General features: G+C 48.0%; 25 protein-coding genes. 13 read left to right on the top strand and 12 right to left on the bottom strand.

What is annotated here, in order from left to right; genetic code table 11:
- Window positions 1–2: 2 nt before the first annotated feature.
- From ACQY2K_RS03100 to ACQY2K_RS03090, 3 genes are read right to left on the bottom strand one after another with little or no spacing between them, the layout of a single operon-like run.
- A complete protein-coding gene (locus ACQY2K_RS03100; RefSeq protein WP_428040711.1) occupies window positions 3–1,682 on the bottom strand; it encodes a SulP family inorganic anion transporter in 1,680 nt (559 codons plus the stop codon).
- A 6-nt stretch (window positions 1,683–1,688) separates the two neighbouring features.
- Window positions 1,689–2,504 (bottom strand): PHP domain-containing protein, encoded by an 816-nt coding sequence (locus ACQY2K_RS03095; RefSeq protein ID WP_428040710.1) that lies wholly within the window; start codon window positions 2,502–2,504, stop codon window positions 1,689–1,691.
- Window positions 2,504–2,728, bottom strand: coding sequence for a NifU family protein (locus ACQY2K_RS03090; RefSeq protein ID WP_177746496.1), 225 nt, complete (start codon window positions 2,726–2,728; stop codon window positions 2,504–2,506). The genes ACQY2K_RS03095 and ACQY2K_RS03090 overlap by 1 nt, the downstream gene beginning before the upstream one ends.
- Window positions 2,729–2,877: 149 nt before the next feature.
- Here ACQY2K_RS03090 and ACQY2K_RS03085 point away from each other — a divergent pair, with 149 nt between their 5' ends.
- From ACQY2K_RS03085 to ACQY2K_RS03025, 13 genes are all read left to right on the top strand, one after another.
- Window positions 2,878–3,345 (top strand): SH3 domain-containing protein, encoded by a 468-nt coding sequence (locus ACQY2K_RS03085; RefSeq protein ID WP_177746494.1) that lies wholly within the window; start codon window positions 2,878–2,880, stop codon window positions 3,343–3,345.
- A gap of 108 nt (window positions 3,346–3,453) precedes the next feature.
- Window positions 3,454–3,924 (top strand): hypothetical protein, encoded by a 471-nt coding sequence (locus ACQY2K_RS03080; protein ID WP_177746492.1) that lies wholly within the window; start codon window positions 3,454–3,456, stop codon window positions 3,922–3,924.
- Window positions 3,925–4,052: 128 nt separating this feature from the next.
- Complete coding sequence (locus ACQY2K_RS03075; protein WP_428039345.1) at window positions 4,053–4,778, top strand: hypothetical protein; 726 nt, start codon at window positions 4,053–4,055, stop codon at window positions 4,776–4,778.
- Window positions 4,779–4,852: 74 nt separating this feature from the next.
- Window positions 4,853–7,438 carry a preprotein translocase subunit SecA gene (gene secA, locus ACQY2K_RS03070; RefSeq protein ID WP_428040709.1) on the top strand — a complete coding sequence of 862 codons (2,586 nt, stop codon included), beginning with the start codon at window positions 4,853–4,855 and terminating at the stop codon, window positions 7,436–7,438.
- Complete coding sequence (locus ACQY2K_RS03065) at window positions 7,435–7,866, top strand: hypothetical protein (RefSeq protein ID WP_428040708.1); 432 nt, start codon at window positions 7,435–7,437, stop codon at window positions 7,864–7,866. Before secA ends, ACQY2K_RS03065 begins: the two co-directional genes overlap by 4 nt.
- 5 nt (window positions 7,867–7,871) lie before the next feature.
- On the top strand, window positions 7,872–9,503 hold the full coding sequence (lnt, locus tag ACQY2K_RS03060) for an apolipoprotein N-acyltransferase (protein ID WP_428040707.1): 1,632 nt from the start codon (window positions 7,872–7,874) through the stop codon (window positions 9,501–9,503).
- Window positions 9,496–10,614, top strand: coding sequence for a peptide chain release factor 2 (prfB, locus tag ACQY2K_RS03055; RefSeq protein ID WP_177746482.1), 1,119 nt, complete (start codon window positions 9,496–9,498; stop codon window positions 10,612–10,614). The genes lnt and prfB overlap by 8 nt, the downstream gene beginning before the upstream one ends.
- Window positions 10,614–11,714 (top strand): radical SAM family heme chaperone HemW, encoded by a 1,101-nt coding sequence (gene hemW, locus ACQY2K_RS03050; protein WP_428040706.1) that lies wholly within the window; start codon window positions 10,614–10,616, stop codon window positions 11,712–11,714. The genes prfB and hemW overlap by 1 nt, the downstream gene beginning before the upstream one ends.
- Entirely contained in the window at window positions 11,711–12,418 is a 708-nt protein-coding gene (locus ACQY2K_RS03045) for a coenzyme F420-0:L-glutamate ligase (protein WP_428040705.1), read from the top strand. Before hemW ends, ACQY2K_RS03045 begins: the two co-directional genes overlap by 4 nt.
- Window positions 12,419–12,439: 21 nt before the next feature.
- On the top strand, window positions 12,440–12,898 hold the full coding sequence (gene mscL, locus ACQY2K_RS03040; RefSeq protein WP_428040716.1) for a large conductance mechanosensitive channel protein MscL: 459 nt from the start codon (window positions 12,440–12,442) through the stop codon (window positions 12,896–12,898).
- Window positions 12,899–13,188: 290 nt separating this feature from the next.
- On the top strand, window positions 13,189–13,557 hold the full coding sequence (locus ACQY2K_RS03035) for a hypothetical protein (protein ID WP_428040704.1): 369 nt from the start codon (window positions 13,189–13,191) through the stop codon (window positions 13,555–13,557).
- A gap of 61 nt (window positions 13,558–13,618) precedes the next feature.
- Window positions 13,619–14,443 carry a hypothetical protein gene (locus ACQY2K_RS03030; protein WP_428040703.1) on the top strand — a complete coding sequence of 275 codons (825 nt, stop codon included), beginning with the start codon at window positions 13,619–13,621 and terminating at the stop codon, window positions 14,441–14,443.
- A 93-nt stretch (window positions 14,444–14,536) separates the two neighbouring features.
- Complete coding sequence (locus ACQY2K_RS03025; RefSeq protein ID WP_428040702.1) at window positions 14,537–15,247, top strand: glycerophosphodiester phosphodiesterase; 711 nt, start codon at window positions 14,537–14,539, stop codon at window positions 15,245–15,247.
- A 79-nt stretch (window positions 15,248–15,326) separates the two neighbouring features.
- Here the strand turns inward: ACQY2K_RS03025 and ACQY2K_RS03020 are convergent, their stop codons facing one another.
- The 9 genes from ACQY2K_RS03020 to ACQY2K_RS02980 all read right to left on the bottom strand — a co-directional run bounded on the left by ACQY2K_RS03020 (window position 15,327) and on the right by ACQY2K_RS02980 (window position 22,985).
- Window positions 15,327–15,737, bottom strand: coding sequence for a hypothetical protein (locus tag ACQY2K_RS03020; protein ID WP_428040701.1), 411 nt, complete (start codon window positions 15,735–15,737; stop codon window positions 15,327–15,329).
- A 9-nt stretch (window positions 15,738–15,746) separates the two neighbouring features.
- On the bottom strand, window positions 15,747–16,607 hold the full coding sequence (locus ACQY2K_RS03015; RefSeq protein WP_428040700.1) for a bifunctional 5,10-methylenetetrahydrofolate dehydrogenase/5,10-methenyltetrahydrofolate cyclohydrolase: 861 nt from the start codon (window positions 16,605–16,607) through the stop codon (window positions 15,747–15,749).
- A 232-nt stretch (window positions 16,608–16,839) separates the two neighbouring features.
- Complete coding sequence (lepA, locus tag ACQY2K_RS03010) at window positions 16,840–18,669, bottom strand: translation elongation factor 4 (RefSeq protein ID WP_428040699.1); 1,830 nt, start codon at window positions 18,667–18,669, stop codon at window positions 16,840–16,842.
- Window positions 18,656–20,395, bottom strand: coding sequence for a phosphoenolpyruvate--protein phosphotransferase (gene ptsP / locus ACQY2K_RS03005; protein ID WP_428040698.1), 1,740 nt, complete (start codon window positions 20,393–20,395; stop codon window positions 18,656–18,658). The genes lepA and ptsP overlap by 14 nt, the downstream gene beginning before the upstream one ends.
- Before the next feature lie 12 nt (window positions 20,396–20,407).
- Window positions 20,408–20,677: an HPr family phosphocarrier protein gene (locus ACQY2K_RS03000; RefSeq protein WP_177747320.1), complete on the bottom strand. Its 270-nt coding sequence runs from the start codon at window positions 20,675–20,677 to the stop codon at window positions 20,408–20,410.
- A 12-nt stretch (window positions 20,678–20,689) separates the two neighbouring features.
- Window positions 20,690–21,511 carry a PTS system mannose/fructose/sorbose family transporter subunit IID gene (locus tag ACQY2K_RS02995; protein WP_428039335.1) on the bottom strand — a complete coding sequence of 274 codons (822 nt, stop codon included), beginning with the start codon at window positions 21,509–21,511 and terminating at the stop codon, window positions 20,690–20,692.
- Between the two features lie 3 nt (window positions 21,512–21,514).
- Window positions 21,515–22,120, bottom strand: a complete 606-nt coding sequence (locus ACQY2K_RS02990) for a PTS sugar transporter subunit IIC (RefSeq protein ID WP_428037993.1) — start codon at window positions 22,118–22,120, stop codon at window positions 21,515–21,517.
- Window positions 22,117–22,578, bottom strand: a complete 462-nt coding sequence (locus tag ACQY2K_RS02985) for a PTS sugar transporter subunit IIB (protein WP_177747331.1) — start codon at window positions 22,576–22,578, stop codon at window positions 22,117–22,119. The genes ACQY2K_RS02990 and ACQY2K_RS02985 overlap by 4 nt, the downstream gene beginning before the upstream one ends.
- Complete coding sequence (locus ACQY2K_RS02980; RefSeq protein WP_428040697.1) at window positions 22,578–22,985, bottom strand: PTS sugar transporter subunit IIA; 408 nt, start codon at window positions 22,983–22,985, stop codon at window positions 22,578–22,580. The genes ACQY2K_RS02985 and ACQY2K_RS02980 overlap by 1 nt, the downstream gene beginning before the upstream one ends.

Here is a 22,985-nt window from a genome sequence, read left to right as displayed (position 1 = left end):
GGCTATTCCAGGAAATGCTGGCGTCCGCTGACAATAGACTCGGCACGCATTAGGGAAATATCAATATTTTTGCAAATATGGTCTTTGCCTAATCGTTTGATGAACCCGTATTTCTCCAAGGTTTTTAACACAGGTTTTTGGACGTGCGAGAGAATCAGTTGCACGCCATCTTTTTGGCAACTGTTAAAGATACTTTCCAACGCGTGAAAACCGGTGGCATCCATCGCGGGTACGCTACGCATACGCAAGATAAGCACCTTGCACTCTTTGTGATTTTCTAAGGAATCTACAAATACATTTGCCGCCCCGAAGAAGAACGGACCGTTGATTTCGTACACGCTTACGTTGTGCGTAATAATTTTGGTATCAATATCGTCCTTTTGGTGAACTTCATCAAAAATATCATCATCCATATTCTTGATTTGATATACGTCGCTCATCCGCTTCATAAAAAGTACCGCCGCCAAAACGAGGCCGAACTCAATGGCTACCACCAAATCGGCCGCCACGGTCAAACCGAAGGTAACGAGCAAAATGGCCACATCGCTTGCCGGGGCCTTGAATAAAGCGCGGAAGGCCCGCCAACCGCTCATACGGTAGGCCACCATAAACAAAATGGCGGCCAAAGAGGTCATCGGAATCAGCCCGATATATTGCATTAAGCAAAGCATCATAACCAGCAGGAAAATAGCGTGCGCCATACCGGCAACAGGCGTGCGCCCGCCGTTTTCAATGTTGGTGGCCGTTCGGGCAATCGCACCCGTGGCAGGTAAGCCGCCGAATAAAGCCGCCGCCACATTGGCGGCTCCCGTGGCAATCAGTTCCATATTGGAGCGGTGCTTTTTGCCAATCATACCATCCGCCACAACGGCAGAAAGCAAACTTTCAATCCCGGCCAAAAAAGCAATCGTCAAAGAGGCGGGCAGCAGTTTTTTAATGGTAGCCAGCGTAATTTCGCCCGGCATATGGGGCCAAACCAAGGTGCTGTCCACCGAGCCGAAAGTGGAGGTAATCGTCGCCACGTCTAAATGTGCAAACTTTACCGCCAAAGTAGTAATGATAAGGGCTACCAGAGAGCCGGGCAACGCCTTCCACTTTTTAGGCCAAAAAATGATAATAGCCAAGGTTAAAAGGCCGACAGCCAAGGTTTCCCAATTCACCGCGGATAAATGGTGAAAATACAGATTCCATTTGGCAAAAAAGTCGCTGGGGATATCGGTCAAATGAAGGCCCAAAAAATCATTAATTTGCGTGGAAAAAAGCACCACGGCAATACCGCTGGTAAACCCGGTGGTTACGGGGTAAGGAATAAATTTGATGAACGCACCGAATTTAAAAAGGCCCATTAACATCAAAAAAATGCCCGCCATTAGAGTAGCGGTTAAAAGACCGGAAAGCCCAAACTCTTGGATGATACCATAGACAATAACCACAAAGGCGCCCGTCGGCCCTCCGATTTGCACGCGGGAGCCGCCCAGGAGGGAGATTAAAAACCCGGCTACAATAGCGGTTAAAAGGCCCTTTTCGGGAGTAACGCCGGAGGCGATAGCCAAAGCAATAGACAAAGGCAGGGCCACGCAAGCCACTACCAGCCCGGACGTAATATCTTTGCACATACGTTTGGGGGTAAATTCTTCGGGGTGGTTGCGCCAAAGCGTAACCAATTTAGGGAGTAAGTTCATAATAGTTTAACGGTTAAATAATCTGCGGAGCAGTTTGTCGTAATGCGGTTGCGGAATTTGCATACCGGGGGTGGTAATGCGGCCGGCGCGCGGGCCGTGGTAATCGGACCCGGCAGTAGCCAAAAGGCCGTATTTGCGGGTAATAGCCAGCAGGTCTTGTTTCATTGTAAAGGTGTGGGCCGGATAAAATACCTCTACGCCTTCCAAGCCGGCTTCGGTCCAAGCCGGGAAGTTCCAATGCTCAGACACAATACCCGGATGAGCAATCACAGGCATACCTCCTGCGCGCTTGATGTGTTGTATAGCCTCAATGGCAGTTACCCCGGCAGACGGCACATAGCCGGGTTGTCCGGGCACTAAATAGCGGCGGAAGCCCTCTTGTCGGTTGGGAACAATGCCCTTGGCTTTTAGTGCATCGGCCACGTGTGCGCGGGAAACGGTGTTAGGGGCGCGGGAAAAAACTTCTTCTTCCGTAATGTCCACCCCGGCAGTAATTAATTGTTGGATGATTTTGCGGATACGTTCCCGGCGGTTTTGGCGGTTTTGTGCCAAAAAGGCTTGAAATTCCGCATTTTCCAAGTCAATATTATAGCCGGTAAAATGCAAGTGGTCGTGTTCCCGGGTGCTGATTTCCACACCGGCGGTAAAGAAAATGCGGTGTTCTTCGCACACTTTTTGAGCGCGGAGCACTCCGTCGGTTGTGTCGTGGTCGGTCAGCGCATAAACGGAAACCCCGGCTTTTAAAGCAGCGTGAACCACTTCTTCCGGGGTACAAGTTCCGTCCGAAAAATCGGAGTGTGTATGCAAATCTATCTTCGGCATTAAACGCGTTCCACCGCGGTTACTCCGGGGACGATTTCTTTAATTTTGCGTTCCACAACGGCTTGCAGCGTCATTTGGGCGTGCGGGCAACTGCCGCAACGGCCGTGTAAGCCTACGGTAACAATACCGGTTTTTTCATCTACACTAATCAGTTGGATATCGCCTCCGTCGGCCTGCAAAATGGGGCGGATATCGTCAATTACTTGTTGGACTTGTTCTTTCATAATATTCTCCAAAGGTTTATTTATCTTCTTTATTATATCTTTTTTGGAGGCTGCCCCGGTAAGAAAAAACTTGCAAAGTTTCGGGCAGTATTGCTATACTCTTTGTGTAGAGATTTTTTAGTTCGCCCTTTATAGGAGAAAGAAGAAATATGAAAAAAATTATTGCTTTGGCTATGCTCGTGCTTTTTGTGAGCGCTCCTGTTTTCGCCCAAAAGTATGCCAGCATCAATGCTAAAAGAGCCAACATCCGCACCTGCGCGGGTACGAAATGCGCTTTGAAATGGCACGCGTGGAGATACACCCCTGTCATTATGGTAAAAACCAACGAAGATAAAAGTTGGGTTCTTATTAAGGATTTTGAAGGTTACAGCGGTTGGATCAGAGCCGATTTGTTAAGCCCGAAAGGCGGTATGTCCGCTAAGGTGGATTTAAACGTCCGCAAGGACCCCTCCGCCTCGGCCGATATCGTTTGCACGGTAGCCAAAGGTTATCCTTTTAAATACTTGGCTAAAAAAGGCAAATGGATTCAAGTGTCCGATGAACCCGAAAAGGCCAAAGACGGCGTTTGCAAAGGTTGGGTATATAACGCTAACCTGTGGGGTTTCTTTAAACAATAAGTTGAATTTGCCCGAACATAAGAAAAGGCCCTTTTGATAAGGGCCTTTTCTTATCCGGCGGGGAAAACACCCCTTGTCAAAAGGCAAAGTAAAGGGTAAAATATAAGTATGAAAAAGATTTTTATTACGGCTGCGGCCGCCAGTTTGGTTGCTTGCGCTTTCTGCCTGGCGCGAACCGTCAGCGAAGGGCGTTTTAATATCTCGGGTACGGTTACCGTGCCGGAGCGCTTGGCGTCTATGGCGCAGGCGGATAATAATTCCTGCGCGATTATCGTGAAGAACGAGGCGGATGTGCCCGTAGCCATTAAGCGCGTAGTAAACCCGAAGTTCCCGCTTGCGTTTACTATGGGAGAAGAAGATTTATTAGCCGCTAATTTGGACGGTAATTTAAAGTTGGAAGTCCAAATTAACAACCACGGGCAGTTGGGTGTGGTAAAACAAGGGGATATTTTTGGCTCGGCAGACGGTGCCATTAAGCCCAATGCAAAAAATGTAACGGTTGCGGCAGATAAAACCTTGGGTCGCGTCCAGTTGGCCCGTAACGTAAAGGGAAATTTTTTCCGTACGGCAGCCCGCTAACTTTAAAAACTAATATCAACCCGGGGCCAAAACCGTCCCGGGTTTATTTTTTCTTTTTCGGCGGAAAAGGGCTTGACTATGCGCCCTATATATAGCAAAATACAAGTAGTACTGTTTTAGGGGGAAAAATGAGACGCAGTTTATTTCTTTTAGCCACGCTTGCTATGTCGTCTGCGCTGTATGCGCAGCAGGATGCCAACGGCTACAACCGCGAAAAAGTATTGGATATTTTTGCCCAATATAATCCTGTTGTATTGGAAAATGCCAAAAATAATGCAGATTACAATGCCGTGTTGGAAAATCTGGCCGTTTCTTACCAGGCGCCCGATACGGAGGAAGCCCGCTTTGAATTGATTTCCGTAGCGCGTAATTTTGATAATTCTATCCGTTTGCATATGCTTTCCGAACAATATGAGGAAACTTTGTTCCTCTCGGCTGTAAACGGGGTAGATTCCGCCGCAACGGATAAATATTTTACCCGCCAAGTGTCGGATGTGTTGGCCCGCGTGTGGGCGGTTACGGTCAACCTGCGCGAGGAACAGGCCAAAGAATATAAGCGTCAGTTGTCCCAAGTAAAAAAGGATAAAACCCTTTCTCCCGCGGACCGCTCGGCTAAAATTGCGGCTTTAAAGGCCAAAATTAAGGCGGTAAAGGCCGAAATCAAATCGCTTAAAAAGGACTCCGGCGAACAAATTTCCGCTTCCGCCCAAGCGTATATACAGCAGGCGCAAGTCCGCGTGCAAACAAGGCTGGCCGCACTATCGGTTTCGGCAGAAGAAACCTCTTCTTTACAGACGGAACAAGCCTCCAATCTGCAAGTAAAAACCAACCATAAAAAGCCTGTCGCCAAATAACAGTTTCCGTACCTGCTCTTTTGCGGGATAATGTTGTCTTGCTATACTATTTTTAAAGAAAGGAAACTTGTAATATGATTAGAACTGTAATTGATAAAATTTTTGGAACCAAAAGCGAACGCGACCTTAAAAAAATTCAACACTATGTAGATGATGCTAACAAATTCACCGCTGAATTTGAACATTTAACCGACGAACAATTAAAAGCCAAAACCCAAGAGTTTAAGGACCGCTTGGCCCAGGGCGAAACTTTGGACCAACTGTTGCCCGAGGCTTTTGCCGTGGTGCGCTTGGCTGCCCAAAGAGTAATTGGCCTGCGTCCGTATGATGTGCAAATGTTGGGCGGTATTGTATTGCACCAAGGCAAAATTGCCGAAATGGGCACCGGGGAAGGTAAAACCTTGGTAGCCGTGTTGCCCTCTTATTTAAACGCGCTTACCGGAAAAGGGGTGCACGTGGTAACGGTTAACGACTATTTGGCACGCCGCGACCGCCAATGGATGGGGCCTATTCACGAATTTTTGGGTCTTACCGTGGGCTATATCAACCACGATATGGATAATGCCAGCCGCCGCGAAATGTACGCCAAGGACATTACTTATGTAACCAATAACGAATTGGGGTTTGATTATCTGCGTGACAATATGGTAATTAGCCGGGAGGACCGTGTCCTGCGCCCGCTGAACTATTGTATTGTGGACGAGGTGGACTCCATTTTGATTGACGAAGCCCGCACCCCGCTTATCATTTCCGGTCCGTCCGAACAAAGCACCGATAAATATTATATCGTCAACCGCTTAATTCCGTCCTTAAAAATCCGTATGATTACGGAAAAGGACGAAGTTAAAGCCAAGTATGAGGGTGTTAACTTGGACGAGGGCGTGGATGCTATTATTGACGAAAAGGCCCACACCGCTACGTTGACCGATACGGGTATCGCCAAAGCAGAAAAATTTTTAAATGTGTCCAACCTGTATAATGATGTGGAGTCCGAGTGGGTTCACCACATTAACCAAGCCCTACGTGCGCACCACTTGTACGAACGCGATGTAGATTATGTGGTCAAAGACGGTGAGGTTATTATTGTAGATGAATTTACGGGCCGCTTAATGCCGGGCCGCCGGTGGAGCGATGGCTTGCACCAAGCGGTAGAAGCCAAAGAAGGCCTGCAAATTAAAGAAGAAAACCAGACCTTGGCTACCATTACGTTCCAGAATTTCTTTAAACTCTACAAAAAACTTTCCGGTATGACGGGTACCGCAATGACGGAAGCCAACGAGTTCTGGCAGATTTACAAGTTGGACGTGGTGGAAATCCGCCCGAACCGTCCTTCTAAACGCATTGACTACCCCGATTTGGTGTATTTGACGGAGCGCGAAAAGTTTAATGCCATTGTGGACGAGGTGGAAGATTTGTGGAAGAAGGGCGCCCCGGTGCTGGTGGGTACGCGCTCTATTGAAAAATCCGAAAAGTTGAGCCATATGCTCCGCGCCAAAGGGATTCCGCACCAAGTATTAAATGCCAAATATCACGAAATGGAAGCCCAAATCATCAGCCAGGCAGGGCGCAAAGGGGCGGTAACGATTGCTACCAATATGGCGGGCCGCGGTACGGATATTGTTTTGGGCGGGAACCCGGCCAGTAAGCAGGAACAAGACGAAGTGGTGGCATTGGGCGGCTTGCACGTTATCGGCAGTGAACGCCACGAATCGCGCCGCATTGATAACCAGTTACGCGGCCGCTGTGCCCGCCAGGGGGACCCGGGCTGCTCCCGCTTTTATATTTCGCTTGATGACGAATTGATGCGCTTATTCGCCAACACCACCAAAATTGCTTCCGTACTCAGCACAATGGGTATGAAAGAGGGCGAAGCCATTGAATCGCGCCTGATGACGCGTCAAATTGAAGGGGCGCAGCGTATGGTGGAAGGCCGCAACTTTGATATCCGCAAGCAACTGTTGGATTACGATAAAGTAATGAACCAACAGCGCACCGCCATTTACGGTTTAAGAAACGCTATTTTAGACGGCGCGGATATGACCGATAAAACAATGCAGATGATGGAAGAAATTGTAGATGAATTGGTTGAACAATACTACAATTATTCCCACCCGCAGCGCTGTGATTTTGAAGCGTTAAACGTCGGTTTGCGCAATTTCTTCCCCGGCGAATTCCACTTTACTGCCGAAAATGTCGGGCGCAAATCGCACGACCAGTTGGTAGATGAAATTATGGCACAGGTGAAGGATTTGTATCACGCCCGCGTGCTGTACTTTGCCGAACAAGGCATTAACTTTGCGGAAATTGAAAGGATGCTTTTACTGCAAATTATTGATAATGCCTGGAAGCAAAACCTGTACGAATTGGACCAGTTGCAAAACAGCGTTAGTTTGCGCGGATACGCCCAAAAGGACCCGCTGATTGAATATCAAAAGGAATCCTATAAATTGTATTCCGCTATGTTAAACCGCGTGCGCGACTTAATGGTCAGTTATATCTTCCGCTTGCAACTGCCTCCCCGCCGGACCCCGGCCCAACAGGCGCAGGCTTCTGCCGCCGCCAATCAGACGGAGCAAACGCCCAAACATATCGGGCGCAACGACCCGTGCCCGTGCGGAAGCGGTAAAAAATACAAAAAATGCTGTGGAGCCAATTTATGAAATATAAGATAAAAGAATTGCTTTTGCTTTGCTGTGCCGTAGGCGTGCTTGCACTCTTACCGTTATTATACAGCAAGGATATGCCCATAGAGGTTAATGTCCCGGCGCTTAATTCTAAGGAAATGGACGTTAAGGCTGAGGAACAGCACCGGGAAGCCGCCGCTGCCGCCGTCAAGGCGCAGGTGCGCCGGATGTACCGCTGCCAAACCGACGAGGATTGTATTATTGTAGATAAGGACCCGTGCGGCTGTTTGGTGGGGCCTTCGGGCGTAACGGCTATTAACGCCGAGTACACCTTGGACTTTAATAAAATGCAATCCAATCTGGTGGCTAAGGCCTGTCCGGACAGAGCCCCCTCCACAGAGAGAGAGTGCAGCCCGGATGCACAAGCCGTATGTGTGGAAAATGTGTGTAAGATACGGTTTTAAGGGATATGCGGGAGTTTAGGGAAACTATTTCACAACAAGACGCCCAGGCGGAGAAATCTTCCGCCTGGGTGCGTGTTAAAACGGTGTTCTGTGGCGCGGCTCGGTTCGTGTTTTTGCTCGCCTGTTTGTTGGGTACGGCTTGGCTGATGTACCAAAGTTATCCCAACAAATCTCAGCATTTTCTGGCTTGGTTTGCTCTGGCACCGTTTATTTGGGGAGTGGCTAAAATTAAGGGATTTTGGTCCTCCTTTTTTTATGGTTGGCTGACGGCCCTTTTGTTTAACGCGGGGATTTTGTATTGGATTTATTACACCTGTTTGCACGGGGGCGGACTTTCTCAGGGGTTATCGGTGGCGGCTTGGTTGGGGTTAAGCGGCCTTTTGGCAGTGCAATTTGGCATTTTGGGCGGAGCCTGTTACTTTTTAAAACGCACCGGGGGCTTTTTCCCGGTACTAGTGGCTTGCGGGGTAGTGGCTTTGGAGTGGCTACATCAGACGGTGGCCTTTTACTTTTTAGGTTTTCCGTGGATTATGTTGGGTTATACCCAATGGAACGCGCCGGAAATTCTGCAAATGGCTTCTTTTACGGGCGTATATGGTGTTAGTTTTGTGGTGTCCTTTGCGGGAGCCTCTATCGGGTGGGCGTTTGCCGAGCCTGGCGTAAAAAAGGGTGTACTCCATATGTTGGCGGCGGCCTTGGTGTTTGCCTGTGTGTATGGTTACGGACATAAGGTGTTGCCCGCTAAACCGCTTGGCGAAATGCGCCAGCCGCTTTTAAGTTTAAACACCGCTCTTATTCAACCCAATATAGACCAGTACAAAAAATGGAGTCCCGAATACGAGGCTGAAATCACCGATACCCTGGAACAGTTGGGGAAAAAATTGGAAGGCAAAAATTTAATGCTCGCCGTCTGGCCGGAAAGTGCCGTGCCCGGTGCGCTGGCCGAGGAAAAATATACCCGCTTGTTTGAAGATATTGCCGCCCGCTCCGGCGCGTACCAGTTTATCGGCTCTAATGTAGAGCACGAAACAAATCAATATGTGGGGGCTTATTTGCTCCCGCCCAATGCGGCAGAGTGGCAGAATTACCGCAAAATAAAACTCGTGCCGTTTGGGGAATATATCCCGCTGGAAAACCTTGTCCGTTCGGCTTTTAACAATGTGGAAGTATTGGGGGAACTGGGGACGTTTACGCCTGGCCCGCACGAACAAAAGCCGTTGGATGTTGCCGGGGTGTCCGTGGGGGAAACGATTTGCTACGAAAGCATTTTTCCGCAGTTGTGGCTATCCCAAAACCGCCAAGGGGCAAAATTTTTTGTGAACATAACAAATGATGCTTGGTTTTTTAAAACAGCCGCGCCGTATCAGCATTTAGCCGTAAATGTGCTGCGCGCTGTGGAAACAGGCCGCCCGGTGCTCCGCGCCGCCAACACGGGTTTTTCGGCTTATATTGACCCGTTTGGACGCATTGAAAAACAGTCGGGTTTGTTTACGCAGGAAATTTTAACGGCCTCCGTACCGCTTGCGGTAGGGGACAGACAAAACTTTTATACGCAGTTTGGCGACTGGTTTGCCTGGCTGTGCGCGGCGCTGTTCTTTACGCTGCTGATTTCAACAATGGTTTTCGCTTATGAATAATATTGAATTTAAAGATGTGGAACAAATATTGGACAATCTTTCCGCCCGGGTGGACAAGATAGAATCCATAGATGATATCCCCGGCAAAAAACAGGAACTGGCCGCCTTGCAGGCGCAGTCGGCGGACCCGGCCTTTTGGAACGATACCAAAAAGGCCAAGGACGTTAGCCGCCAAATTGATTTATTAAAAACTTCTATTGACACCTTTTACGCACTCCATAAAAAAATGGAGGACGGCAAAACCTGGTTTGACCTGTGTAAAGAAATGCAGGACCAAAACGAACTGGCCGCTTTGGCGGTTTCGTTGCAGGAAACTGAAAAACAGGTGGCTAAAAAAGAGGGCGAAATCCGCCTGTCTGACCCGAACGATAAACTCAATGCCATTTTGACAATTCACGCCGGGGCAGGTGGTACGGAATCGTGCGATTGGGCGCAAATGCTGGTGCGTATGTACACGCGCTGGGCGGAACAGCACGGTTTTAAATTTTCCGTTTTGGATGCGCAACCCGGCGACGAAGCCGGCATCAAAACACTTTCCGCTATGGTGGAAGGCCCCTTTGCGTACGGTTATTTAAAAGGGGAAAACGGCGTACACCGCTTGGTGCGCGTGTCTCCCTTTGACGCTAATGCCCGCCGCCATACTTCTTTTGCTTCGTGTGATGTCCTGCCGGATATTGACGAGGATATTAATATTGAAATTCCGGAAAAGGATATCCAGTTGGAAACCTCCCGCGCGGGCGGCCACGGCGGACAAAACGTAAACAAGGTAGAGTCTGCGGTGCGCCTTTTGCATATTCCTACCGGCATTGTAGTTTCCTGCCGTATTGAGCGCAGCCAGTTGCAAAACCGCCAAACGGCTATGAAAATGCTCAAAGCCAAACTCTACGAAATGGAAATGGATAAAAAACGCGGAGAAGCCGAAAAACGCTACGGCCAAAAAGGCGAAATTGCTTGGGGCCACCAAATCCGTTCGTATGTGTTTATGCCATACCAGTTGGTGAAGGACTTGCGCAGCGGGTATGAAACCTCCCAAATCAACGCAGTAATGGACGGCGATTTGGACCCGTTTATTTTTGCCTTTTTAAACCACGAAGCCGAAAATAAAAAATAATGACGACTGGCCTTTACATACATATCCCGTTCTGCAAACAAAAATGCAATTATTGCGATTTTGCCTCCTTTGCCGGACGGGAAAATTTAATTTCTGCTTATTTGGAAGCCTTGGATAAATCTGCCTCCGTATCTCCCGCGCGAAAATACACTACGTTGTATGTCGGCGGGGGAACACCCAGTTTGCTCTCTGCCGGTCAGTTGGACGGTTTGTGTGGCCTAATTGCCCGCCACTTTGGCCCGGTTTCCCATTTTGAAGAAAGCACCATAGAGGCCAACCCGGAAAGTTTAACCGCGGAAAAGTTGTCCGTGTTAAAGCGTGCGGGGTTTAGCCGTATCAGTATGGGGCTACAATGTTTTAACGACACGGAACTGAAAACCTTGGGGCGCGTGCATACCGTACAAACTTTTTTGTCGGCTTATCGGGCCGCGCGCCAAGCCGGATTTGATAATATTAACGTAGATTTAATAGCCGGTGTGCCGGGGCAAAAATTGCAAAGTTTTTTGGACGGGTTAAAAAAATTAACTGCCTTGCGCCCGGAGCATTTATCCGTTTACGGTTTGCAAATAGAAGAGGGCACCCCCTTTTTTGAACGAGGAATCGTGTGCGACCAAATGTTAATGCGCCGTATGCTGGAAGAAACACACGTCTATTTACAAGAAGCGGGATATCATCATTACGAAATTTCCAACTTTGCCTTGCCCGGTCGGGAAGCCAAGCATAACACCTCTTATTGGCACAACTGCGAATACTTGGGGCTAGGCAGCGGGGCCGCCAGTTATTTAGGCGGAGTGCGCAGCCAAAATACGGACAATATTACCGATTTTATTGCCCGAATAAACACAGGCCAAAGCCCGGTGGTATATCGTGAAAAATTGGAAGGCAAGGAACACGAAGGCGAAAATTTGATGCTGGGTCTGCGGCTGCTGGACGGCATAGAACTGACGCCTCTGCAAGAGCAACTTTTTGGCAAAGAAATTGAAAAACATATCCAAAACGGCCTTTTGGAGCGGGCAGAAAAAAAGGTAAAATTAACCATAGAGGGGCTGTTTTTAGCCAATGAAGTTTTTTATAGTTTTGTGGCCCCGTTTGACGAATGAAGATTACTCCCATACAAACCGATATTTTTAAAGAATCTGCGGATTTGCCCGCCTTTGTTGTGCATCATATTCCATCGGCGGCAGATAAAACGGTGCTGACCGTTTCCTCCAAACTCGTTTGTTTGTGGAAGGGTCTTTCCGTGCCGTACGAAAGCCGGGAACAGAAAGAAAAATTAATCCGGCAGGAAAGTGATGCGGCTCTAAAAACGCCGCTTGCGTGGCTGACCATAAAGAGCGGTATGATTATGACTAATGCCGGAATTGATGAGTCCAACGCAGACGGAAAACTGTTGCTTTTGCCGCGTGATTTGTATGCTTGTGCGGACGAACTGCGCGCAGCATTAAAAAAAGCGTGGAACGTGCAGCATTTGGGCGTGATTATTACAGACAGTATGATTTTGCCCTTGCGGGCGGGGGTTATCGGCGCGGCCGTATCATACAGCGGGTTTAAGGGTGTAAAAGATTTACGCGGAAAGCCCGATATTTTTGGTAAAAAGTTAGACGTTACACTGGTAAATATGGCTGATTCCTTGGCGGCGGCTTGTGCGCTGACGATGGGCGAGGCCGACGAGCGGCGTCCCTTGTGCGTGGTGGAGCAGGCTCCTGTGGAATTTGTGGACCAAACAGCCCCGCAGGAAATAAAATACCCGATAGAAAACGATTTGTTTACACCGCTTTTTAAAGCGGCGAAACTAATAAAATAAGGAGAAACAATGATTAAGAATATGCTAGGCGAATTTAAAAAATTCGTAATGCGCGGCAACGTGATTGATATGGCTGTCGGTATCATCATTGGCGGCGCGTTTACCAAAATTGTCAACTCTATGGTGGCTGATGTGATGATGCCGCCTTTGGGGCTTTTAATGGGCAAGGTAGATTTTTCCAACTGGTTTATCGTCATTAAAGACGGTGCCCAAGTGCCTGCTCCGTACGCCTCTTTGTCTGCGGCCCAAGCCGCCGGGGCGACCACGCTTAATGTGGGTAACTTTTTAAACGCGGTAATCAGTTTCTTGATTGTGGCCTTTTGTATTTTCCTGCTGATTAAACTGATTAACAAATTGGATAATTTGAAAAAGACGGAAGAACCGGCTGCCGCTCCCGCCACCAAAAAGTGTCCGTTCTGCTGCTCGGAAATTCCGCTGGAAGCCACCCGCTGCCCGCATTGTACTTCCGAAATCAAATAACATCTGTTTGACTCTTTGTTTTTACCGCCCCGGTTTTCGCTGGGGCTTTTTGTTGTTATTAAAATGGAGAACAGGCTAAACTGCCGCCCGCAGGGTGCCGCCTGATTGGCAAGAGCGGAAATTCAGGGTGACGGAAAAAATGTTGTTTTTGCTGTTTACTGTTCAAGGGTTGTGTTTATTTTTTCTTTTTGTTAAAATTTAGATATTGAAGAACGGATACACTCCATATGTGCCTTCCGTAAAAAAATACATATAAATGACTGTTTTAAGCCTTTAAAAGAGGGTTAAAAATGAAAAAAATCACACTTATCTCCGCCTGTATGCTGTTATTTACATCCGTCAGTGCGGAACAGATGCAGTTTGTAACCACAATGTCAGCCCCGGTGGGTAACTTTGCCCGCTTGGACGCGGCAGATCCTACACACGTTACGCGTGTGGGGAAAGATGGGGATAGTAGCAGTGGGTATCTTAACTTTTGTAATACGCGCTCTGGCGTAGGGGATATTATCATCAAAGGGGCGGGTGCGTATTTAAAACAAATAGATATCCAAAACGGAACAACGTTGGGTAGCACCAATACACCCGAATACCGTTTAGGAGAAAACCTGAGCATTGAAAACGGCGGGACGGTAACGGCAGGGCGCATTATGGCGATTTAAAGATACGAATTTCCATAAGAGTAACGTAACAAACGCCATTTACGGGAACGACATATCCGTAATGGGTGGAAAAGCGGACAATATGGAGATTTCCGGCACCGCCAAGATTAATAAGAGCGCGCAAAACGCGGCGAACTTGGGGCAGGAACTGTGGTGGGATAACCGCTATCAAAACGACTATGATTCGGCGGGCAGTAAAAAGGAAAATGGCAAAACCTATACCTCATTTTTGCTTAAAAGCAAAACGGCCGGGTGCGACAATTCCGGCGAGTCTGCTTGCGTGAATAGCAAAGGTTCTTGGGATAGTTCTTCCTGTGAGTGTACTTGTCCCAGCAAGATGGTTCTCCAAAACGGGGTTTGTTTAGGTACGTTTAAACCAGAAGTAATTAATGTCGGAGTGTTGGTAAATTGCCACTATTGTCCTGGTGATTTCGACGGAAGAAAAAAGTGCGGTACGGCTGGGGCCAACCCAAATCATTGCTATCATGGGTGGGATTTTAATGCCTCGCAAGGGTGTTGTACAGCCTGTACTGGTATACGTATCAATTCTTTTGAGTTTTATAAAGGGGGATATTTGGAACTGTCTCCTAAAGCTGACACGGCGGCTGCGCGGTATTTGTGGTGGAAAAATGGAACTTTGATAGGGGGAAAAATGTATCGGTATTCTGGGGGTTCTATGCCTGATTGTTATGGTTCTGATTATCAATCAATTTGTGATAACAATTGTAAGACAGGAGATTCTTCTTGTTCTTATAAATGTTTGATTTCTATGTCTCATAATGGATGTTCCAACGGAACTTATAATTATTCTGGCGGGGCCTGTGGAAAATCTTGTAACAATGCCTCCGGCACAGGCAAAGTGCTTACTTGCGTAGCCAATAATTAAAAATTAAGTGTAATTTTTACCCCCTCCGCTAAAAACGGAGGGGCTTTTTTAATCTCTCTTGCATAAAATCCCCGTATTTTTTACACTACAAGTATGATTTATTTTGCGCATCGCGGCGCGTCGCAAGAGCGCGTTCAAAATACTTTATCCGCTTTTTCCCGTGCGCGGGAACTCGGCGCCACCCGCTATGAGTTGGATGTGCATTTGTCCAAAGACGGCGCTTTGCTCGTCCACCACGATTATTCTTTACTTTCCACCGCGGGAAAGGATGCCTTGTTGGGAGCATTGGACGTGGCAGACCTTAAAAAATATCCGCTGATAAACCGGCTAACCAAAGAAAGTGTTTTTGTACCGCAGTTGCAAGAGGTTTTGCCTGTGGTGCGCCCTCAACTCTCGTGCCTAAACATTGAACTTAAAAACGATAATAACCGCTACCCCGGGTTGGAAACCGCTGTACTATCGTGTCTGCACCAAGCGGCCCCGGATATTTTGCCAAAAACGCTGTTTTCCAGTTTTGATTATGACACCCTTGTACGGTTGCGCAAATTGGATAAAAACGCGCGTATCGGCCTGTTGACGCGGTTTTTTGACGTTTCCAAGGCCCTTGCGCTGGGGGCGGAAAGCGTGCATATGAATTATACGCGCTTTACCCCGCAAGTTGCCCACGCGTGCCACGAAAACGGCCTGAAAGTTTACTTATATACGGTAAACGACCCACTGCTTGCCACCCGTTTGGCGGAGGCGGGCGCAGACGGCATTTTTACCGATTGCATTGGGCTGTTTGAAACAAATAATACGCTGTAAAATCTAAGCAGGCGGTCGGCCTTTTTCTGCCTAAAAAACCGCCCCGAAAAAACGGGGCGGTTTTTGCATAAGCCTAATTTTAATAATCGTAGCCGTAGGAGTTGCTCGTGTCCTCGGTGGAGGTTTCCGCTGAGCCTTGCATACCGTAATACTCTTCGGGCGTGTAGCGTTTGGGTTTGTTCCACAAGCGTTTTTCCTTTTTGTAGTCCGCCGCGCTGGGTTGGCCCGGAACCTTGGGCTGTTGGCGGTCGTCAAAGAAATAAATGGTTTTATCTTGCTCCGGCCCGACATTAAAGATATATTCGGACTCAATGTTCGGGGCGGTTTCGCGGCGTTCCTTGCCCGCTTCCTGGGATAAATCTTCCATATAATCTTCTTCCGTCAAATAAATTTTACGGTTGTATTTTTCCTTCTTTTTTTGGTTGGTGTTGCACGCCGCCATAAGGCCCGCACACAAAACAAAAATCAGACAAATAGAAAGTTTTTTCATATAGTCTCCTTAAATTTTCCTTTCCCCAGATAGTACAATGTTTTCCAGTAAAACTGCAAGCGTTACCGGGCCGACCCCGCCGGGAACCGGCGAGTAGGATACCCCGCGCGCTTCCAACTGCGCCGGGCTGGCATCTCCGCACAAGCGGCCGTCTGCCCAGTTGGTTGAAATGTCAATGACTACCGCCCCGGGGCGTAGCCAATCTGCCTGCAACAGGCCGGGTTTGCCCGCGGCGGAGCAGACTAAATCAGCATCTTTTAGGGCGCGCGGTAAATCGGTTTTGGTGTGGCAAATTTTTACGGTTGCATTTTTGCAAGTGAGCAAATGCGCCAGCGGTCTGCCCACGGTACTGGAACGCCCAATGATAGCCGCTTCGGCCCCCGCCAAGGGAATTTGATGATATTCCAGCAAGCGGATAACCGCCATAGCCGTACACGGAGCAAAACCCTTTAAGGCTAAAATTTCCGGCCACGTTTTGCACAGAAACAAATTGCCAGCGTTGATGTTGGACATTCCGTCAATATCTTTTTGCGGGGCCAATAAGTCAGCGTAAGGGGTGGCGGCCAAATGCGCGGGAAGCGGACGCGGAATTAAAATCGCATCTACATTTTTATCGGCAGATAAATTTTTAACCAAGGCTAAAAATTCTGCTGCCGGGGTTTGGTTATCCACCTCAAAAACTTTTGTATCTACACCCAATTCTTGGGCGGCGGCGACCTCTTTTTTCAGGTACACATACGCCCCGTAATCTTCGGTGGAGCCAATCGCGCGCAGACATATCGGACGGCCTAATTTTTGGCGCACAACTTCGGCCCTTTGGGGTAAGGGCTGGCGGATTTGAGCGGCTAGGGTGCGTCCTTCTAAAATCATATGTATTATTTTAGCAAATTAGGCGGCTTTGTTCGTGTAAAGTCCTAATATGGAGCAAAAAAACAGGGCGACACTACAAAAAGGTGTCGCCCGAGTAATCGTAAGCGTGCGGCTAATCGGCGGCCTGCACAGGGTGCGCCCCGTAATACTTTTATAAAAAGGAGCAACACCGCAAAAACAGTATTGCTCCACCAATCAAAAGAGCGCGGAAAATCTCCGCGGTCTGGAAGGCCTATTCTTCGTCAATTTTGAGCATAGCCACAAAGGCTTCTTGCGGAATATTCAAACTGCCGATAGACTTCATACGTTTTTTACCTTCCTTCTGTTTTTCCAGCAATTTGCGTTTGCGGGAAATATCGCCGCCGTAACACTTGGCGATAACGTCTTTGCGGAAGGCGGGAATCGTCTCGCGGGCAATCACTTTCCCGTTGATAGCAGCCTGCACGGCAACTTCAAATTGCTGGCGGCCGATAAGTTCTTTTAACTTCGCACACAGCGCACGGCCCATAGTTGCGGCTTTGTCTTTGTGTACCACGACGGAGAGCGCATCTACCGCCGTACCGTGGAGCAGAATTTCCATTAATACCACATCGGAACTGCGGAAGCCGGCAACCTCATAATCAAAGGAGGCGTAGCCCTTGGAAACGGATTTCAACTTATTGTAAAAGTCTATAACCATTTCACCCATTGGCATTTCGTACTTGATGATTACGCGTTGGTTGGACAAATGGTCCATACTCATAAAGGTCCCGCGTTTCTCTTTCAGCAGGGTCATCACTCCGTCCATAAATTCCACCGGGGTAACGATAGTAATGTGGATGACCGGCTCTTTGATATCAATGATATCGCCGTAAGGGGGAAAGTTGGCCGGGTTATCAATGATTTTATAGCCCGGGTCGTCCGGCGCATCCGGCAGGGCAGACAGTTCCTGCGGGTGCGATTTGCGCGGGGTAAACTTAACGTGATACACCACGTTGGGGCTGGTGGCAATCAGGGATAAATTAAATTCGCGTTCCAACCGCTCTTTTACAATTTCAATGTGCAAAATGCCCATAAAGCCCAAGCGGAACCCAAAACCCAAAGCCTTGGAAGTTTCGCTCTGGTAGTGAAAGGACGAGTCGGAAAGATTTAGTTTTTCAAGTGCCTTACGCAGGAGCGGAAAATCCGTTGTTTCCACCGGGAAGATACTGGCAAACACCACAGGCTTGGCGTCGGCATAGCCGGGGAGTGCTTTGTCTGCGGGGCGTTCGGCTAATGTAACGGTATCGCCCACTTTTACCTGGTGTATGTCCTTAATGCCGGCTACCAAATAGCCTACTTCTCCTGCGGAAAGTTCTTTGTCTTTATGCAGTTGCTTGGGCGTCATATAGCCCAGTTCTTCAATTTTATAGGTTGTGCCGGAGGACATAAATTTGATAATTTGGCCCGGCTTGACGGTTCCGTCCACAATGCGCACATACATAATTACACCGCGGAACGGGTCGTAATATGAGTCAAAAATAAGTGCGCGCAAGGGAGCGTTCGGGTCGCCCTGCGGAGCGGGAATATCGGTAATAATACGGTCCAACAGGTGTTCTATCCCCATACCTGTTTTTGCGCTGACGCGCTCGGCTTCAATCGGCTCTTTTAAAATATCCCATAATTGTTCTTCTGATGTGTCCGCGTCGGATTGGGACAAGTCCACCTTGTTCATTACCGGGATAATTTTTAGCCCCAGGCTTTGCGCCAAATGCGCGTGTGCCACGGTTTGCGCTTCCACGCCTTGCGAAGCATCTACCAACAATAAAACTCCCTCACAGGCGCGCAGGGAGCGGGCCACTTCGTAGGAAAAATCTACGTGGCCGGGGGTGTCAATAAGATTTAAAATATAATCTTTGTATAAAATGCGTACCGCTTTTGCTTTAATGGTAATTCCGCGCTCGCGTTCCAAGTCCATACCGTCTAGCAGTTGGGCTTGCATTTTACGCTTCGGCACGGTGCCGGTATCCTCCAAAATGCGGTCGGATAGGGTTGTTTTGCCGTGGTCAATATGGGCCACGATAGAAAAGTTACGAATCTTCATTTTTGTTATTATCAATTAATTGCCGGATTTCAGCCGAACTGCCCATTAACAGGGCGGCTTGGGCCAAATCGGAACAGTTTTCAAAATTTAAATTGCGTATGTTGTTTTTTACGCGCAGATACATACGCGGCGTGACGGAAAGAGCATCTACCCCCAGGCCCAATAATACAGGCAACATACGGGAATCGGCGGCAATTTCTCCGCAGATGCAAACCCGTTTGTTACGTTTGTGGGCGGTTTGGATGATTTGGTTTATCGTACGCGCCACGGCGGGGTGGCAGGGGTCGTACATATGGGCGACTTCCTGGTTCACGCGGTCCACCGCTATTAGATATTGTATCAAGTCATTAGTGCCAATGGAAATAAAATCCAGTTCCCCAATCATTCCATCCAAGGCAATTGCCGCTGCGGGGACCTCAATCATTGCGCCCAAGGCCACTCGGTTTAAAGGTTTTTTGCCTTTGGATTCCAACTCTTTTAATACCTCGTTAAAGGCTTTGCGGACGTGGCGGACCTCCTCTACCGTAGAGACCATTGGAATCATTATTTTTACTTGCGCCGGCACTTCGCAGGCCGTTCGTACAATAGCGCGCAACTGTGTATAAAGTAACTCCGGGTTCTTTAAAAATAAACGGATTCCGCGGCAGCCCATAAAGGGGTTGGCGTCTTTATCAAATTCATCTAACGGAAAATCGGGCATTTTATCCGCACCCAAGTCCGCCAGCCGGATGGCCGTAGGGCGCATATCAAAGCGTTTTAAAACAGCCAAATACATACGGTATTGGTCGTCCTCGGTAGGCGGCGTGGGTGTATTCATATACAAAAATTCCGTGCGTAACAGACCTAAACCGTCGGTAATTAAACGCTTGTTTTCTTTGTTATCGGTGCGCGGGTCGTAATTGACGTAGAGTTTTACCCCGCGTCCGTCCTGCGTGATGACAGGCAGGTGGTTAATGGTTTTTAAAAGCGCATCTGTCTTTTTTATTTCGCGTTGGATTTTTCGGTAATTGGCTAGTGTGTAGCGGTCCGGATTGATAACCAAAAGGCCGTTTTCCCCGTCAATAATCAGGGTGTCGCCATTTTTTACATCTTTGGAAGCGGTTGATAGCCCGACCACAGCGGGTAAGTTTAAACTTTGGGCCAAAAGTGCGGTGTGGCTTGTCTTCCCGCCGACATCTGTGCAAAAGCCGATTACCTGGTTTTCCTGTAAGTTGATGGTGTCTGACGGGTACAAATTGTGCGCCACGAGCAAGGAGGGCTTATTGATGGAGGCCAAAAATTCACGCTTTCCGCCCTCTAAATTGTTTACTAAACGCTTACCTACGTCAAAGATATCGTTCCGGCGTTCTTTAAAAAAAGGGTCCTCTATTTTATCAAAGGCGGAGGCTAACTCTTGCAAAGTAAGAAAAAGCGCGGCCTGGGCGGAGAGGTGTTCTGTGCGGATTTTCTTGGCAACGGAATCTTTTAATGCCGGATCCTGCAAAATCAGTTTGTGGGTGGACATTAAATTAGCATATTCCGCCCCTAAGGTGGAGAGAACTTTCTTTTCGCACGAGTCCAACTCGTCCAATGTTTTTTGCATAGCGTGAAACATTTTTTGCAGTTCTGTTTTTACTTCGGCAGGTTCAATATACTGCCGCGACACCGCAAAATTATCTCCGGGCAATAATACCGCCGGACCAATAGCCACACCCGGGCTGGCGGCAATGCCTTTTAGCACTAGCATACAGTTTTCTCCTTAAAATTCTTCGTTAAATTTATTGTCAAACAAATTTTTGATGGTATCAAAGGCTTCTTTTTCGTCTGAACCATTTGTCGTTAGCGTTACAAAAGAACCAAACTCCGCCGCCAACATCATTAACCCCATAATGCTTTTTGCGTTGACGTTTACCCCGTCTTTGGACAGTTGGATATCACACGCAAAATTAGCCGCCGTCTGCGCCAGCAGTGCGGCCGGGCGCGTGTGCAAACCCAACCGGTTAATGATTTTTATGTCCTGTTGTATCACAAATCCCCCATATTACAAATAACAAACAATGTTAAACACGGCTACCGCCGCTAAATACAAATACATATTCGGGATGCGCAGTTTGCGGGTAATAAAACTGACCATAATAAAAAACAGCACAATCACGGCCCGCGTAACAAAATGCACATCCACTTCGGCAAAGTCTTTTAAATAATAATATACGCCGAACAAAATCATCCCCACCGCCAGGACAATGCCGATACGTTTTGCGTTGTAGATGGTTTTGTTCCAGTCAAACCGCGTCAGACCAAAACAGGAATTTTCCTTGGCAGTGTAACTGATTTTTAAACCTTGCCATTTCACAAACAGGGCTACTGCATTGAAAGTTACAAAGGCCGCCGCCCCAGCACCAAAAGCATAAAAAAGCGGAATTTTAATACCGTATTCCAACTCAAAAAAGTTCACGCCTAATGCCAGCCAAATAAAAAGAGCGAGAAGCAGTGTAAGCGGCTTTAATGTGCCCCAAAACAAACGGTCGCCGATAGAAGCCGTGGTAATGGATAAACTGCGGTGGATGCCGTTCCATTCGTTTATTTTGCTTTTAAAGTCGGATAGCGATTGCGCGTGTGCAATCTGTTCTTCTTGCTTGGCAAGCGCTCCCAGGCAAAAAGAAGCCATTACGGGGTGTGTGTTGAAATTTTCCAAATAGCGCTGTAATACCGAGGGAAGGGCATCTTTATCGTTTTTGTATTCGTTTTTTAAAAACGGCAGCATAGTAAAAGTAAGCCCTAAATTTTGGTATTTCATATAGTTCCAGCCCGCTTGCAAAAAGAAGGAACGCAGAAATAAACTGAGTTGAATGGAAAATTTCATACGTTACCTCGTTTTTAAGCGGAAAGCGGGCACCAAAGTAGCCAGCCCAATCCACGGAACTGCCATATAGGCAAACCGGCACGCAAAATGCGCTTGTGCCGGGATAAACGGCAGGAGCCATACAAACCCTTTGCCGCACAACCAAGCAAACAGAAAAATTAAAATAAAGGTGCTTAAAAAAGCATTGGCAATAGCGGACAAAATCGCGTGGTTGATTTGTCCGGGCTGTTGCATTACGCGCCGTTCCCAAAAAATCAGCCATTTAAAGCGGTTCTTGCGCATAAATTTTTCAGCCATAGAAAATGCAATCGCACCCACTACGCCAAAAAAGAACGCAAAATAAAGTTCAATGCCCATTGCGTGCAGCGCTAGCGTAACCGCAGAACACACCACTGCGCTGGGGGGCAAAATGCCGCCTAACGGGTTTACGTCCGAAAATAAGAGTTCGGTAAAAACTCCAACCTGTATGCCTGCCATTAAATCGCCCGTCCAAAGGGAGAGTAGCGGCCCCGCAATAATTCCGCGCGAAAGTGTCAACTGGAACGCATAAGTAGTATCCAGTTCCAATAAGGCGGCACTTACGCAGAGGGCAAAAATTTCCGGGGTCATTTTAAGACCTCGCTTACCGATACGGACGCGGACGAGGGTACGGCGCGCGTTTCTATTTGGATACCCAAGTCCCGTATCAGTTTTAAAAATTGTTTATCGTTTGCGTCCAAAAACACATTATCGTCTAATTTTTGCGCGCCGTCCTTAAAGTGCATCCCGCCAATGTTAATAGATTTAATTTGCAGACCGTCTTTAATCAAATCCGTAAACTCCTTTAAAGAGCCCATTAACAAAAAGATTCTTCTGTCGGACTGGGCGGCATACCGGGCGCAGGAGCGCGTATCCAAAATAGTCAGTTCATATTCGTAGGGCAGACTTAAACGCAGAAGCCCGCGGTTGAGAGAAGAATCCTTGCAGCAAGGAATCAAAATCTCATCCACGTTTAACTCCGGCAGCCAGGCCTGTACAATTTGGCCGTGAATCAGGCGGTCGTCCACCCGTGCGAATATAATCGGCATTATAGCCCCTTAATCAAAAGTTCCGTTGCATTGATAACCGCACGCTTGCCGTCGGCCTCAATTTTTTCCGCCAACTCTTTTGCGTTTAATTTTTTGCGGCTGTTTATTGCGGTCAGGAGCATACTTAAATTTAACCCTGTAATGACATAGCATTGGGGTAAATCTTTGCTGGCAGTAAGCGAGATGTTGGTCGCGCTGCCGCCAAAAATATCGGTCAAAATAAGGGCGCCGTCCTCGCACGATTTTAACAGTTCGTGCAGTTTGGCGGCTTCCTTTTCCACCGAGGCGGCCGTCGTAACGGCAAAAGTGGCAAAGCCGTCATCAGACGGTTTGCCGATAATTTGTTCGGCCGTTTCTAACATCTGTTGGGCCAAGTGCCCGTGCGTTACTAAAACAATTTTTACCAT

The organism is Candidatus Avelusimicrobium fimicolum (assembly GCF_021632165.1).
Lineage (GTDB): Bacteria > Elusimicrobiota > Elusimicrobia > Elusimicrobiales > Elusimicrobiaceae > Avelusimicrobium > Avelusimicrobium fimicola.
Note: the sequence above shows the minus strand (reverse complement) of the source record. Positions and strands in the feature narration are given on the sequence as shown.

Excerpts from the sequence above, each read along its gene's own strand:
- ACQY2K_RS03090 (WP_177746496.1), bottom strand. The coding sequence starts at position 2,728 with ATGAAAGAACAAGTCCAACAAGTAATTGACGATATCCGCCCCATTTTG.
- secA (WP_428040709.1), top strand. The coding sequence starts at position 4,853 with ATGATTAGAACTGTAATTGATAAAATTTTTGGAACCAAAAGCGAACGC.
- ACQY2K_RS02985 (WP_177747331.1), bottom strand. The coding sequence starts at position 22,578 with ATGCCGATTATATTCGCACGGGTGGACGACCGCCTGATTCACGGCCAA.
- ACQY2K_RS03025 (WP_428040702.1), top strand. The coding sequence starts at position 14,537 with ATGATTTATTTTGCGCATCGCGGCGCGTCGCAAGAGCGCGTTCAAAAT.
- ACQY2K_RS03075 (WP_428039345.1), top strand. The coding sequence starts at position 4,053 with ATGAGACGCAGTTTATTTCTTTTAGCCACGCTTGCTATGTCGTCTGCG.
- lepA (WP_428040699.1), bottom strand. The coding sequence starts at position 18,669 with ATGAAGATTCGTAACTTTTCTATCGTGGCCCATATTGACCACGGCAAA.
- lnt (WP_428040707.1), top strand. The coding sequence starts at position 7,872 with ATGCGGGAGTTTAGGGAAACTATTTCACAACAAGACGCCCAGGCGGAG.
- ACQY2K_RS02990 (WP_428037993.1), bottom strand. The coding sequence starts at position 22,120 with ATGACCCCGGAAATTTTTGCCCTCTGCGTAAGTGCCGCCTTATTGGAA.
- ACQY2K_RS03020 (WP_428040701.1), bottom strand. The coding sequence starts at position 15,737 with ATGAAAAAACTTTCTATTTGTCTGATTTTTGTTTTGTGTGCGGGCCTT.
- ptsP (WP_428040698.1), bottom strand. The coding sequence starts at position 20,395 with ATGCTAGTGCTAAAAGGCATTGCCGCCAGCCCGGGTGTGGCTATTGGT.
- ACQY2K_RS03015 (WP_428040700.1), bottom strand. The coding sequence starts at position 16,607 with ATGATTTTAGAAGGACGCACCCTAGCCGCTCAAATCCGCCAGCCCTTA.
- ACQY2K_RS02980 (WP_428040697.1), bottom strand. The coding sequence starts at position 22,985 with ATGGTAAAAATTGTTTTAGTAACGCACGGGCACTTGGCCCAACAGATG.
- prfB (WP_177746482.1), top strand. The coding sequence starts at position 9,496 with ATGAATAATATTGAATTTAAAGATGTGGAACAAATATTGGACAATCTT.
- ACQY2K_RS03095 (WP_428040710.1), bottom strand. The coding sequence starts at position 2,504 with ATGCCGAAGATAGATTTGCATACACACTCCGATTTTTCGGACGGAACT.
- ACQY2K_RS03065 (WP_428040708.1), top strand. The coding sequence starts at position 7,435 with ATGAAATATAAGATAAAAGAATTGCTTTTGCTTTGCTGTGCCGTAGGC.
- ACQY2K_RS03045 (WP_428040705.1), top strand. The coding sequence starts at position 11,711 with ATGAAGATTACTCCCATACAAACCGATATTTTTAAAGAATCTGCGGAT.
- ACQY2K_RS03030 (WP_428040703.1), top strand. The coding sequence starts at position 13,619 with ATGGGTGGAAAAGCGGACAATATGGAGATTTCCGGCACCGCCAAGATT.
- mscL (WP_428040716.1), top strand. The coding sequence starts at position 12,440 with ATGCTAGGCGAATTTAAAAAATTCGTAATGCGCGGCAACGTGATTGAT.
- ACQY2K_RS03085 (WP_177746494.1), top strand. The coding sequence starts at position 2,878 with ATGAAAAAAATTATTGCTTTGGCTATGCTCGTGCTTTTTGTGAGCGCT.
- ACQY2K_RS03035 (WP_428040704.1), top strand. The coding sequence starts at position 13,189 with ATGAAAAAAATCACACTTATCTCCGCCTGTATGCTGTTATTTACATCC.
- ACQY2K_RS03080 (WP_177746492.1), top strand. The coding sequence starts at position 3,454 with ATGAAAAAGATTTTTATTACGGCTGCGGCCGCCAGTTTGGTTGCTTGC.
- ACQY2K_RS03100 (WP_428040711.1), bottom strand. The coding sequence starts at position 1,682 with ATGAACTTACTCCCTAAATTGGTTACGCTTTGGCGCAACCACCCCGAA.
- ACQY2K_RS02995 (WP_428039335.1), bottom strand. The coding sequence starts at position 21,511 with ATGAAATTTTCCATTCAACTCAGTTTATTTCTGCGTTCCTTCTTTTTG.
- hemW (WP_428040706.1), top strand. The coding sequence starts at position 10,614 with ATGACGACTGGCCTTTACATACATATCCCGTTCTGCAAACAAAAATGC.